This is a genomic window from Dactylosporangium sp. NPDC000521, assembly GCF_042898305.1.
In the GTDB taxonomy this organism is placed as follows: Bacteria; Actinomycetota; Actinomycetes; order Mycobacteriales; family Micromonosporaceae; genus Dactylosporangium.
Window position 1 is genome coordinate 361,558 of sequence record NZ_JBIAYW010000009.1, and the last position, 13,730, is coordinate 375,287.

Annotated in this window: 8 protein-coding genes; 7 read left to right on the top strand and 1 reads right to left on the bottom strand. The window is 71.8% G+C overall.

Annotated elements, in window-relative coordinates:
• Window positions 1-34 precede the first annotated feature (34 nt).
• The 7 genes from ACFY3L_RS29510 (at window position 35) to ACFY3L_RS29540 (ending at window position 12,552) form a co-directional block, all read left to right on the top strand.
• The gene (locus ACFY3L_RS29510) at window positions 35-2,197 is read left to right on the top strand and encodes an McrB family protein (protein WP_389330978.1); all 2,163 of its coding nucleotides are present in this window, start codon (window positions 35-37) and stop codon (window positions 2,195-2,197) included.
• Complete coding sequence (locus tag ACFY3L_RS29515; RefSeq protein WP_389330981.1) at window positions 2,194-3,384, top strand: McrC family protein; 1,191 nt, start codon at window positions 2,194-2,196, stop codon at window positions 3,382-3,384. The genes ACFY3L_RS29510 and ACFY3L_RS29515 overlap by 4 nt, the downstream gene beginning before the upstream one ends.
• Window positions 3,385-3,551: 167 nt before the next feature.
• Window positions 3,552-5,282, top strand: a complete 1,731-nt coding sequence (locus ACFY3L_RS29520; RefSeq protein WP_389330984.1) for a TIGR02677 family protein — start codon at window positions 3,552-3,554, stop codon at window positions 5,280-5,282.
• A complete protein-coding gene (locus tag ACFY3L_RS29525; RefSeq protein WP_389330987.1) occupies window positions 5,275-6,501 on the top strand; it encodes a TIGR02678 family protein in 1,227 nt (408 codons plus the stop codon). The genes ACFY3L_RS29520 and ACFY3L_RS29525 overlap by 8 nt, the downstream gene beginning before the upstream one ends.
• Window positions 6,498-10,784 carry a TIGR02680 family protein gene (locus ACFY3L_RS29530; protein WP_389330990.1) on the top strand — a complete coding sequence of 1,429 codons (4,287 nt, stop codon included), beginning with the start codon at window positions 6,498-6,500 and terminating at the stop codon, window positions 10,782-10,784. Before ACFY3L_RS29525 ends, ACFY3L_RS29530 begins: the two co-directional genes overlap by 4 nt.
• Window positions 10,781-12,034, top strand: a complete 1,254-nt coding sequence (locus ACFY3L_RS29535) for a TIGR02679 family protein (RefSeq protein ID WP_389330992.1) — start codon at window positions 10,781-10,783, stop codon at window positions 12,032-12,034. Before ACFY3L_RS29530 ends, ACFY3L_RS29535 begins: the two co-directional genes overlap by 4 nt.
• A gap of 47 nt (window positions 12,035-12,081) precedes the next feature.
• On the top strand, window positions 12,082-12,552 hold the full coding sequence (locus ACFY3L_RS29540) for a hypothetical protein (protein WP_389330995.1): 471 nt from the start codon (window positions 12,082-12,084) through the stop codon (window positions 12,550-12,552).
• Between the two features lie 46 nt (window positions 12,553-12,598).
• Here ACFY3L_RS29540 and ACFY3L_RS29545 read toward each other — a convergent pair whose 3' ends face one another.
• Window positions 12,599-13,366 carry a hypothetical protein gene (locus ACFY3L_RS29545; protein WP_389330999.1) on the bottom strand — a complete coding sequence of 256 codons (768 nt, stop codon included), beginning with the start codon at window positions 13,364-13,366 and terminating at the stop codon, window positions 12,599-12,601.
• Window positions 13,367-13,730: the final 364 nt, after the last annotated feature.

The following is a 13,730-nucleotide window of genomic DNA, read 5'->3' on the forward strand; positions in this document are numbered from 1 at the left end:
GTGGAGATTTGATTGCCGGGAATGAAGGAGTGTTGTGGACGACGCCATCTATGCCGCCGCTCGGCAGGTGTTGCGGGCTGGGTTGGAACGCGACGATTCGGCCTTCACGCCTGGGCGGCCAGTGTGGACGGCAGATGCGGCGGAGGTGTTGCACGCCAGATTTGTCCAGCATCCGGACGCCGGTAAGGACAGCTTCGTCCGCAAACTGCGGGGACAGCTCGGCGGGGCATCGCCCGCGGCGGTGCAGCTCATGGGTGAGCTGGTCTACCTGCATCTGTTGCTGCCGAAGGACATCGGCGGGCCGGCCAAGCGTGCGGTCATCCGTGGGGCGCTCGATCTGCTGCCCGAGCCGGTCGGCATACCAGCGGAGCTCGATCACGTCCTCGACTCCGGTGTCGTGCGGGCCGGCACCGCGTACATGACCCAGCGGGACCGGCAGATCGCTTGGCTGGTCCGGTTCGTTCGGCATTGGAAGGGCCTGCCTACCGAGCGGCAGCGGCAGGCGTCCGGCGATCCGTGGGCATTTCTCGGCGTGGTCGACGAGGTGCCTGTCAACAGCGCTTACAGCCAGCGCAACATCATGCTGAACCTTGCGTTTCCCGAGGTGTTCGCGCCGGTGGTGGCACGCAGGCACAAGCAGAGCATCGTAGCCGCGTTCGGCGGCGAGCTGTCGCAGCCCACCGGCAACGTCGATCGGGACCTCGCCGCGATCCGCGCGACACTGGAACGTAGAACCGGTGCTCCAGTCCGCTTCTACGCTCCGCCATTCGTCGACCAGTGGCGCAAGAACACGCCCGGTGCCGAAGAGGACGGTACGCCGGCCGGGCACGGCTGGCTCGTCCGTGGAGCGAAGGTTCATGGCCGCAACCTCATTGAGCAGTGGTTGACCGATGGCTTCTGCTCCATCGCGTTCCCGGAGCTGCCCGAACTGCGGCCGGGAATCTCGAAATCCGAGCTGGATCAACAGTTCATCGAACATGTCCCGGACTTCTCCGCATCGCAGCGCGCGGTCCGGGTCGGTGTGCTCGACCGGTTCCTCAATCGAATGCGGCCAGACGACATCGTGGTGACCGTCGACTGGAAAGGCGTCTACGTCGGTACGGTCACCGGACCCGCCACCTGGACCGAGACCGACGACGGCTTCTCGAATCGCCGCCGGGCTGTCACCTGGGCAAATCCAGGCGCGCCGATCGCCCGGGAGGATCTGTCGCCCCAGGCGCGCGACAAGCTGTCCGGCCAGCTCACCGTCACCGACCTCGGTGGGACGGTCAGCGAGTTCATCGCCCTTGCCGGCATCACCGACGTCATCGATCCGGAACCGGTTGCCGAGCTCGCCGAGCCCACAAAGCCATTCGCCGACAAGCTCTTCATCGAACTGGAGTGGCTCGCCGAGACGATCGACCTGCTCCGTGAGAAGAAGCAGATCATCCTGTACGGGCCGCCCGGCACCGGAAAGACGTACCTCGCCCAGGAAATCGCGCAGTTCATCACCAGCCAGGCGGACAACGCCTTCCGGCTCGTGCAGTTCCATCCGTCGTACTCGTACGAAGACTTCTTCGAAGGCTTCCGGCCCGTCCGGGGTGACCACTCCGGGGGGATCACATTCTCCCTGGAACCCGGGCCGTTGAAGCAGCTCGTCGCCGACGCGAAGGAAAACCCCGGGCAGCCGTACGTGCTGATCATCGACGAGATCAACCGCGCCAACCTCGCGAAGGTATTCGGCGAACTGTACTTCCTGCTGGAGTACCGGGATCGCAGCATCCAGCTGCAGTACTCGCCGACCGAGGACTTCACGCTGCCGTCGAACGTCTACATCATCGGCACGATGAACACCGCGGACCGCTCGATCGCGCTGGTCGACGCGGCGATGCGGCGCAGGTTCCTGTTCCAAGGGCTGTTTCCCGGCGAGCCGCCGCTACAGCACATGCTTCGCCGCTGGCTCGAGGTGCACCAGCTGCCCGCCGACCGCGCCGACCTGCTCGACGAGCTCAACCGATCCATCGGCGACCGGGACGCGGCGGTCGGCCCCTCGTACCTCATGAACCCCCGCGTCGCAGACGAGCGTGGCCTGGAGCGAATCTGGCGGACGGCGATCGAGCCGCTTCTCGAAGAGCGACACCTCGGCGACGGAACCGACATCCGCGCCCGCTACGGCCTCGCCGTCCTTCGCCAACGCCTCGCCGGCACACCGGAGTGAGACAGTTCAGCCTGCGCGAATACGAGGTGGCCGAATTCGCGCCGGTACCTCCGGACCTCGGGCGTGGCCTGGCCGGAACCGGTCTGGTCGACGCCGCGCAGACCCTGGACGGGCGGCTGCGGCTCACCGCCCGGTCGGTGGTGGGCGCCGCCCGCGTCGAGGCCGCTGGCGAGGTGGTCGAACTACGCGTACACCCGAAACTGCCGATCCGGCGTCTGATGTGGATGCTCAGCCACGCCGCCGAAGACAGCGGTTGGCGGGAGGACGACGTCGCCTTCTCGCCGGACGAAGAACTGGTGCCGGCCATCGCGGCGGCGTTCGTAGCGGTCACGCGCCGGGCGCTCGCTCCAGGAGTCCTGCACGGCTACAAGACGGTCGAGGCAGCCCTGCCCGTCCTGCGCGGCAGGCTCCGCGAGGCGGACCAAGTCCGCGGGAGGCTGGGGCTCGCTCCACCGCTCGAGGTCCGGTACGACGACTATTGCGCCGACATTCCCGAGAACCAGATCCTGCTCGCCGCGGTCCAACGGCTGACCCGCCTACCCGGAGTCCGTCCACGATCCCGCCGCGAGCTGCACCGCTTCGCCGTTGCGTTGTGTGAGGTCACCGCGCTCGCACCCCGGCAACCACTGCCGGCGACCCGCCCGAATCGGCTCTCCGCGAGATATGAGCCCGCGCTCCGGCTGGCCCGGCTCATCCTGGCGGGTCAGAGCACCGAACAACCCGCCGGCGACGTCAGCGCTGTCGGCTTCGCGTTCGACCTGAACAAGGTCTTCGAGCGCTGGCTGACCGTCGCGCTTGGGGCTGCTCTCACCAGTCAGCATGGCGGGACGATCGTGGCGCATCACCGGGTCGATCTCGACGAGACCGGCCGCGTGACGATGTATCCGGACATCACCTGGTGGCGAGGTGGCGAATGTGCCGCGGTGATCGACGCCAAGTACAAGGCGTTGCACGGTGCCAGTTCGCCGAACGCCGACGTGTACCAGATGCTTGCCTACTGCTCTCGCCTCGGACTCCGGCACGGCCATCTGATCTACGGCACGCCGGCGCGCGGCCACGGCGAATATCACCTGGTCGGCAGTGGTGTGCGGGTGGCCGCTCGCGGCCTTGATCTCGCGGCTCCACTGGCCGCAGTGCGTGCGCAGCTTGCCGCCCTTGCCGCCGACATTGCCCAGGCGGCGCCATAGCGGCTCTAACTGGGTCGCTGGGTGAGTTGGTGGACGACGTGGGTGAGTTGGTGGGACGTGCCCCACCCGCCAGATGCCGGCGCTGTACATCGTCATCAACGGTAGCGGTGGGTAGTCGATCGGCAGCGATCAGTTTGGTTGGGCTGGGCAGCGTTTATCCTTTGCGGGTGTCCGAGGATCTGGAGCGGCTTGAGGCGTACACGTACCTTACCGTGCCTGAGCGGGGCACTTACCTGGCGATCATGCGGTTGTTCAGCGCCTCGTTGATGACCGATCTGTCGGCGCAGCAGGTGGTGGAGGCGGTCGACGGGTTGCCGCTGGACACGGCGGTCAGTCGGCTCAATCAGCTGGTCGCCTGGGGGAACCTGCTGCCGAGCTCGCACTCGGTGCGGGTGAAGAGCATCGAGGAGTATCAGCGGACCCGGTCGCGGTATCAGCTGTCGCCGCTGGGGGAGCGGGTGCAGCGGCAGGTCGACGAGGTCCTTGCGAGTGCGGAGACGGCGCGGGAGATCAGCCGGGAGCTGCTTGGCTTGGTGGCGACTGGGCTCGCGGCGCTGAGCGAGCTGCTTGAAGATCCCGGCGGTGCCGACATGGTCCGGGCGCGGGACACGGTCGCGGCGGTGTTCGCGCAGTTCTGGCAGTTCCGTGACTCGGTCCGCGACTTCTACGCCTACCTGGGGCAGGTGCTCGCGCGGTACGACCTGGACGGCAGCGAATACGCCGGGTTCAAGAACCTGCTGCTGGACTACGTCGAGTCGATCACCGAGGAGGTGGTGCTGCTGTCGCCGCGGATCCAGCATCACCTGCGGCGGATCTGGCCGCACCTGGACGGGCTGCTGGAGCGGCTCGACGAGGGCGGGCTGGCGGAGGCGGCGAAGGACCTCGGCGTCGTCGTGCAGCGCACCCGGGGGCACTCGCTGGACGACTGGGTGGCGCTGCGGGCCTGGTTCGAGGACACCGGTGGGCGGCGCAGCGAGGTCAACCAGCTGCGTGACGCGACCCTGCGGGCACTGCAGTCGCTGCTGGCCAACGCGAAACGGATGATCCGCTCGTCGGGGCAGGCCACGTCGCGGCGCCGCGACCTGTTGCGGCTGGCGGCCTGGTTCGACGCGGCGGACGCGGGCACCGCCGCGGATCTGTTCACCGCGGCGTTCGGCCTGTACGGCAGCAGGCACCTCGGACTGGCCGCCGACGCGGAGGCGGTCGTGCCGGCGACGGACAGCTGGTGGTCGCGGCCGGCGGTGACGGTGCCCGTGGCGTTGCGCGAACGCGGTGAGCGGGCCGCGCGTGGGCGGCCCGGCGGGATCGTGGACCGTAGCGCGCAGCAGCGGCTGCTGGTCGAGCAGGCGGCCGCAGCGCAGGACGCACGGGTCCGGGCCGCGGCCGAGCTGCTGTCCGCGGCGGCGGACCTGTCCGCGGTGCGGCTGTCCGGGCCGGCGATGCAGCTGCTGCTGGAGCTCATGGCGCAGGCCCTCGGCGCCGGCGATCCCGCGGCGGGCACGGCGGTCACCGTGTCGATCGACTTGGGGTTGCGCTGCGAGCTCATCGCCAAGCCGGGCCACGCGCTGACCCTGCGCTCCGCCGGCGGCGACTTCACCGCCGAAGACCTGGCGATCCTGATCGCGGGCCACGAGCCCGACATCGCCGGTCGTGAGCCCGGCAGCGCGGGTCGTGAGTCCGGCGGCGCGGGCCGTGAGCCCGAGAGCGCAGGCCGCGAGACCGGCAGCGCGGACCGCGAGCCCGCCAGCGCGCACCATGAGCCCGGCAATGCGGGCCGTGAGCCCGACAGTGCCAGCCGTGAGCCTGGCAGCGCGGCCCGCGAGCCCGAGCAGCCGGAATCCGAGCAGCCAGAACCCGAGCGAACAGGAACCGAGCTGACGGAGAGCGGGCGTGGCTGAGCAGCACGAGCACGACATCGCCCTTGCCGAGGAGCGGCGGCGGGCGGTCCGGGCGCTGCTCGGGCAGCCGCTGCTGCACCCCACGCACGACGAGTTCCCGCTGGTGCGGCGGCACGCGGACTGGCTCAAGAGCTGGTTCGGGCAGTTTCTCGGGTACCGGCTGGTCGTCGAGGCCGGCTTCGCCCGGCTGTTCAAGACGGGGCTGCCGGTTGGGCAGGGGCGGCCATTGCTGCGGCCGACGGGGCCGTTCACCCCACGGTCCTACACATACCTGACGCTCACCGCGGCGGTCCTGCTCACCGGGCCGGAGCAGCTGCTGCTGTCACAGCTGGTGGCAGACGTGCGCAGCGCCGCTGTCGAGGCCGGGATCGACCTCGGGGACGTCGACCGGCCGGTGGAGCGGCGGGCGCTGACGACGGCGTTGCGGCAGCTCGTACGGTGGCGGGTGCTGGTGGAAGAGCAGGGGACCGTCGACGGTGATCAGGAGGAGGCGCTGCTCACCGTGGACCGGGACCTGGTGACGCACCTGCTCGCCGCGCCGATCGGCAGGGCGGGCAGCGCGGAGGAGTTCATCGCGGCCGCGGCAGTGGCAGGGCCCGGAGGCGCCCGGCACGCCGTGCGCAGACGGCTCGTGGAGTGCCCGGTCGTGTACGTGGACGACCTCACCGCGAAGGAGCGGGCCTGGCTGCGCAAGGAGCAGCGCCGCGACGAGCGTGCGTTCGCCGACTACACGGGCCTGCACGCCGAGCTGCGGGCCGAAGGGGCGGCGCTCCTCGATCCCGACGATGAACTGTCCGATGTGGACTTCCCCGGTACGGGCACCGTCGCGCAGGCCGCGCTGCTGACCGTCGAGGCACTGGTCCGTGAGCTCGCGCCGGCCGTGTCGCGGGGCGGGCCGCTGGCGGTGGGCGTGCCGGTGCCGGACGGGCTCGTCGAGCGGATCCTCGCAGAGCTGATCGAGCGGCACTCGAGGCGGTGGGCCGGGTCGTACACCGGAAACCCCACCGCACTGAGCGACGCCGTCGTCGACCTGTTGACGCAGCTCGGGCTGCTGGGCCGCGCGGGGGCGACGGTCGCCGACGCCGAATCCGACGAGGACGTCGCCGCCGAGCGCGCGGTCGACGCCCGCAACGTCCGCGGCGACGCACCCGAAGGCACACTGGTGCTGCTCGCGGCGGCGGCCCGCTACGCGGTGCTCGAGAGCGAGGGGCAGCGGTGACGCGGTTTCAGCTGCACCGGGCGGGCATCTGCAACGTCTGGCAGTACGGCGAGCAGGTATTCCAGTTCGAGGACGGCCGGCTGCTGCTGCGCGGCAAGAACGGCGCGGGCAAGTCGAAGGCGCTGGAGATGCTGCTGCCGTTCCTGCTCGACGGGGACGTGAAGCGGCTCGACGCGACCGGGGCCGGCAAGACCACGTTCCGCTGGCTGATGAGCGAGGGCGCCACCGGCGTCAACCGGCAGGGGTTCCTGTGGCTGGAGCTGCGGCGGCAGGCGGAGGACGGCAGCGAGCGGCACCTGACGCTCGGCGCGGTCGTGCGCTGGTCCTCCGCGACGGGCGAGGCGCGGCTGCAGTACTTCATCACGCCGCTGCGGGTCGGGATCGACGTCGCGCTCGTCGTCGACGGGCAGCCGCTGCCGCTGGAGCGGTTGCGGGAGCGGCTCGGCGACGGTGCCGTCATCGCCGGCGCGCGCGACTACCGGGCGCGCGTCGGGCGGGAACTCTTCGGCGTCAACGACGCCGGTCGCTACCAGAATCTCGTGCACCTGCTGTACAGGCTGCGCAGGCCGACGATCGGGGACCGGATCGAGGCAGGTCAGCTCGCGACCGAGCTCGGCGAGGCGCTGCCGCCGCTGGACGACGACGTGCTCGACTCGGTCGCGCACAACCTCGACGACCTGGAGACCGTCCGCGAGGACCTCGGCCGGCTCGAACGCACCCACGGCGCGCTCGCCGACCTCATGACCGGCTACCGCGGCTACCTGCAGGGCGAGCTGCGCGCCCGCGTCGGCGCCGTCCAGCAGGCGCTGCAGGAGCTGCGCGACCGGCGGCGGCAGGCCGGCCAGCACGAACGGCAGGTGTCCGCCGCCGTCGACGAGGAGCAGGTCGCTGCCGCCGCGGCCGACGCGCTGGAGCTGGCAGGGCGGGAGGCGCGGGCGGAGCTCACCGCCGTGCGGGAGAGCGCCGCGTACCGGGCGGTCCGCGACCTGGCCCAGCGCCGCCAGGCGGTGCAAGCGCTGCAATCCGCGGCCCGGGCCACCGCCAGCCAGGCGGCCGCCGAGGAGCGCAACCTCGGCAACCTCGTCGCCCGGTTCGAGGACGAATCCAACCGCATCGCGGCGGCGTCCGCGCGGCTGCGGGAGGACCACGGCCGGCTCCGCGACGTCGCCGGCGAGGCCGGGCTGGACGTCGGCCACCTCGGTGTGGCACCGGCGCTGCGGTACGACGCCGTCCCGGGCCTGCAGGTCCGCGCCGTCGACGTGCGGGACGCTTCGCGGGAGCTGGGGACGTACCGCGACCAGAGCAAGCAGGCCGAGGCGGCGGTGGCGGCGCGCCGGCGCGCGGTCGCCGACCTGCAGGACCTGATCCGCCGCGCGACCCGGGCCGCGGAGCAGGCCACCCGCGCCGCCGGCGACGCGGAACTGCTCGACGGCCAGCTCGGCACAGCCCGTGAGCGCCTGGACGAGCTCGCCACCCTGCTGCAGGCGGCGGCGGACGCCTACTCGACCGCCGTGCAGCGCTGGACCGAGGACCCGCTCGTGGCCGTGGCCGGGATCGATGCGGCGCCGGTGCTCCTCGCTGAGTCTCCGGCGTCGGTACGGGAGGCTGCCGAAGCTTGTTTGGCCCCGGTCCGTGCTGCTCTGGAGCGTCGGCGCGACACGCTGCTGCACGAGCGGACCCGGGCGGCGGACCGGCTCGCGGCCGTCCGCGCCGAGTATCAGGAGTGGGCGGCGAAGCCGGATCCGTCACCGCCCCGGTCGCGGTTCGCTGGCGCTGCCGCCGAGCGGCCGCTGTACCGGCTGGTCGACTTCGCCGACGGGCTCGACGACACGCGACGGGCCTCGATCGAGGCGGCGCTGGAGGCGAGTGGCCTGCTCGACGGCGAGGTCACCGCGGCCGGCGCTCTTGTCGCGCCCGGCACAGGTGAGGTGCTGCTGCGCCCCGGCCCGCCCGTCCAGGACTCGCTGCTCGGCACGGCACTGGTTCCTGTTCCCGGCGCTGACGAGGTGACCGCTCTCCTGGCCGCCATCGGCTTCCGCGCGGACGCCGCACCCGCGGATGACGCAGGCGCCGGCGGCGTTTCCGCGGACGGCGTTCCCGTGGACGATGGAGGTGCCGCCGGCGGCTCTGCGGCTGCCGTTCCTGGCGGTGGAGCGGACGGCGTTTCCGCAGACGAGGTAGACGCCGCCGACGTTTCGGCCGGCGCTGTCCCTGGGGCTGGAGCTGGAGTGGACGGCGTTCCCGCGGATGGAGCGGACGCTGCTGCCGGCGTTTCCGTGGCTGGCGCCGCTGTCGGTGTTTCCGCGGCCGGCGTTGATGACGCCGGGAGTTGGATCGGGGCGGACGGGAGCTGGCGGCTCGGGGTGGCGTACGGGGCGTGGCGGAAGCCGGCGGCCGAGTACGTCGGGGCGGCGAACCGGGCAGCCCTGCGCGCCCGGCGGCTCGCCGAGCTGCAGGCGCAGATCGACGACGGCGTCGCCACGCTCGACGGGATCGACCGGGAGCTCGCCGACGTCGCGACCCTGCGCGGCGACCTCGACCGGCTTCTCGCCGCGCTTCCCGACGCGGAGCCGCTGCGTACCGCTCAAGCCCGGCGCGACGAGGGGCAGGCCGCCGTCACCGCGCTGACCGCGCAGGTCACCGACGCGCGGCGGCGGGCCCGCGACCTCGCCACCGAGGCCGCCGCGCAGCGCCGCAAGGTCACCGCCGCCGCCGACGCGCACCTCCTGCCGGGCGACCCGGACGACCTGACCCGTGTCGACGGCCGGCTGCGGCGGCTCGCCGACGAGCTGCCCCGGCACCGCCGCGACACGGACGGCCTCCTGGAGCTGCTGCACCGCTCCACGGAGCACCTCGATGGCATCACCGCCGCCCGGCAGCGGGTCGACGAGGCGGCCGAGGCGGCGACGGCCGCGGCAACCGAGCACGCCGAGGCGGCCGCCGAGCTGGCTGTGCTGCAGGAATCGCTGCAGGCCGACGCGGCCGAGGTCATGGCCCGGGAAGCCGCCGCCGAGAGCAGGCTGCGCGACGCGGAGCAGCGCCTGCCGACCTTGCGCAGTCGGTACCAGAGCAGCCGCGACCGACGGATCACCGCGGAGCACGCCCGTGACGAGGCGCGAGGCCGGCTCGCCGACCAGGAGCGCGTCGCGCTGCAGGCGGGCACCGCACTGCCACGGATCATGACGCTGCCGGGCGTCGCCGCCGCGCTGGACCTCGGTGAGGACGTCGCGGTGCCGCCGGACGTCGCCGAGACACCCCGCGAACGCATCGCGCGGCTCGACGGGCTCGCCGCGAAGCTCGCCGACGCCCTCGGCCCGAAGCGGACCGACGTCGGCGAGAACGCGCTGCACCTCAAGTACATCGACGTGCGTGGGCGGCTCGCCGGCGGGTACGACCTGATCTGGGAGGACCGCGACGGCGTCAAGGTCGTCGAGATCGCCGACGACATCGGGCAGCACCCGGTCGCGCACGCCACCTCCCGCCTCGGCGCCGAGCTGGACCAGAAGCGGACGGCGGTCGCGGACCGGGAGCGGCAGGCGTTCGAGCGGTTCCTGCTCGGCGAGCTCGGCGACGCGCTCACCCGGCAGATCCTCGCCGCCGAGACGCTGGTCAACGGGATGAACGCCACCCTCGCCCAGGTCCGCACCTCGCATGGCCTCGGCGCCCGGCTCGTGTGGTCGCTGCGCGCCGACGCGGACGCCGACACCCGCGCGGCCGTCGGGCTGCTCAGGACGCCGCTCGCCCTGCGGACCCGCGAGCAGAACGACCGGCTCCGCGAGGTCTTGGCCCGCCGGGTCGACGACGCCCGCCGCGGCGACCCGTCCGCAGGCTACGCCGTGCATCTGCGGACCGCGCTGGACTACCGGCAGTGGTTCACGTTCACCGTGAAGGTCACCGACCAGGCGAACCCGGACCGGGAGCGGACCCTGTCGGCGCGCACCGCCATGTCACAGGGCGAGCAGCGGGTCGTGTCCTACCTGGTGCTGTTCGCCGCCGCCGCGGCCCACTTCTCCTCCGTCGGCGACGCCCACCCGCCGGCGCCGCGGCTGATCCTGCTCGACGACGCGTTCGCCAAGGTCGACGAGCCCACGCACGGCCGCCTGCTGGGCCTGCTCGTCGCCCTCGACCTTGACGCCGTCCTCACCAGCGAACGGCTGTGGGGCTGCTTCCCGGAGGTGCCGTCGCTCGGCATCTACGAATGCCTCCGCGACCCTGCCCAGCCCGGCGTCGCCACCCTGCACTTCCGCTGGGACGGCAGCCGCCGCGCGGTCCTGCCCGCATGATCCCGCCCGTCGCGCTGCAGTGGCTGCGCTCCCCGTCGCTGAGTCCACTGTGGACCTCCGTGCGTGGGCGGCTGCAGCGCAACGGCCGCCGTGCTGAGGGCAGGCTGATCGTCCACTGTGGCTCGCTGCAGGACCGCGACGCCATCGGACAGCTGCTCGGCCGGGCCGTCGGCGCCTCGGTCACCGTCGACCTCGCCGCGCTCGACCGCTTGCTGCGCTCCAGCGCCGCCGGCACGGGCCTCGTCGAGGTCGTCGAGGCGGTGACCGGCCCGATCCCCGACCGCCGCGCCGACGCCGCCGCCGAACGCGACCGGCGAGCCGTGCTGCGTGGACAGGTCCTCGCCACCGCGTCCGAGGTCGGCCTCGACGGCCAGGAGTGGGTGACCGACTGGCTCGACGCCGTCTGGCGCAGCGGCATCATCGGCCGCCTGCCGTCGCCCGCGGCGCAGCGCCTGCTGATCCAGGCTGTGACGTGTTTAGGGTTGGTCCTGGGGGAGGCGCCGCGGCTGTGGTCCCGGGGCGAGCTGGCCGAGCAGGTCACCGGCACCGCCCACGGCCTCGACGACGACACGCTGCTCAACCGCGTCGTGCTGCGCGGGATCGCCCTGGCCACCGTCTCCCCGGCGCCCGGCTCGGCAGTGGAGCGGCGTGCCCTGTGGGAGTCCGTCGGCGTGGCCGGCGACACCGTGGCGACCACCGTCCTCACGTACGGCCTGCGCCCGCTCGGCGACGGCTTCCAGGCCGGCCAGCTGCGCTCCCGGGCATCCCATCACGCCGAGGCCCACCTGACCCTGCGCGACGTGCGCCAGCTCCTGCCGATCGTCATGGAACCGCAGACCGTGTACGTGTGCGAGAACCCCCGCGTCCTGGAGGCCGCCGCCCAGCTTTCGCTGCGCGCCGCGATGGTCTGCACCCTCGGCAACCCGACCGTGGTCACGCTCGCTCTTCTCGACGCCCTGGCCGCTCTTGATGGCGTGGATTTGAAGTACCACGGCGACTTCGACTGGCCGGGCGTCGCGATCGCCGGCCGCGTCATGCGCCGCACCGGCGCGCTTCCGTGGCGCTTCGGCGCCGCCGACTACGAGGCTGCGGTCCGCGCCACCCGCGACCCCCAGACCCCGCCGCACCCTCTGACCGGCACACCGGTTGCCACGTGGTGGGACCCGGACCTCGCCGCAGCCATGCACCGCGAAGACGCCGCCGTCCACGAGGAACGCCTCACCGACACCCTGCTCGCGGATCTCGTGTAAACCTACCCGCGCTCACGAGCGTCTTTGTTCCCGTGAAACTCCGAGCGATGCCTCTTGTCCTGATCGCGCTCCTCGCCGGTTGCAGCGACCCGATCGAGCAGCCCGGCGCGGCACCCTGGACGCCGCCCGCGACCCAGGCGCCCGGCGCGCCATGGCCGGACCGTGTCACCGTCGATGCAGGAGGTGTACTGGCAGCGCCCGGCTTCAACGCCCACATCGACTCCACCGCACCGGCCTGGGCGGAGGCGGCGGACAGCACCGTGGCGGAACTGCTCGATCTGAACCGCGGCTTCGACGGCCCGGTCGACATCTACCTGCACCGCGACAAGACCGACGACGACCCGGTCCTCACCGTGACCCTCACCAAACTCGGCGACGATTCCATCAAGGCGATGCGTTATCGGGTCGCCCTGCACCGCGAGCCCGACGGCCGGTTCCGCTTCGTCTCGGGCGACCGCACCCAGCGCTGCCAGTCGGGCCGCGGCCACCAGACCTTCGAGGCCGCCCACTGCTCCTGACGACGGCTTGTCGGGGGCGTAGCGGCGCCCCCGACTTTCGTGCTGGCTACGGCAGCGGGCCGTGATGGTGTCGGCTGCGGCTGTTCGGGGAGCGCAGCGGTTCGGGTTGCCGCAACGCCGCGCGATCGCTGGCAAGGTCGACGGGTTTGCCGGCCAGGCTGTTGGCGAGTTCCTGCAGTGGAGTCCGGATGATCAGTCGATACCTGGCGAGATAGATCACGACGTTGTCGATGTCGTAGCCGGCGTCGGGCGCGGCCAAGGCGTATTCGGCAGCCTGCAGAACGGTATCCGCCAGCACCGCGTCGGACATGAGACCGGTCTTGATCTCGACCATGGTGGTGCCTGCGATCAGGTCGGCCATGCGGTGTCCGCCCAGCAGTGGCACGTCCGCGGCCCGGACGGGACCGAGCTGCCGGAGGGTGTCCTTCGGACCGGCCTGATGTGCCTGCCAGAATGCCCGGAACGTTGCCGCCTCCGCCGCCGTGATTCGTCGGCGGTCGTTGAACGTATCGCAGACCATGCCCCATTTCGCCAGCCAGTGCCGGCTGCTCTCGGCGGTGTCGCCGAACTGGTACACCACCTCCAGCCGCTGGGCCAGATCGCTCCCTGCCGCATGCAGCCATGCCGGCGGGACCGGCTCGGCGCGGCGCCAGTGCCGGAAGTCGGCTTCGTGGTCGTCCGGCGGGGGCTGGAATCCGGCGCGCCAAGCCGTCCAGAGCCCCTCCATCGGAGGAAGCGCGTCGAGCAGGTGGGGGTATGGCATGTGATCGGCCAGGTCGAACACGGTGCAGAGCTCGAACGTGTTGCCGAACAACGACGGGATCGGGGCCGACGCGGCCAGCGGTGTTGCGCGGGCGACAAGACCGCTGGCGTACGCCAGCCATTCGCAGTTGTTCCGGATCGGAGGACACAACCAACGGGGTCGGGGGTCGGAATCTGGTTGGGACACGGCAGTGCTCCTCATCGCATTGGCGGGAGAGGTCCGTCGACACGCATGAGCGCTACAAGATGAGGTGTGCCGTGGTGCGGGGTCTCAGCCCAGGTGGCGGTGATGACCGCCTGACATTTGGGCTCCGCGTTCGATACGGCGGGTGTGGTACACGAACCTCTTCGAACGACGTCACTCTATCGCGAGCTGTGGTCGCTCCGGAAGGTGTAGATAGCCCCACCCCCGTCAG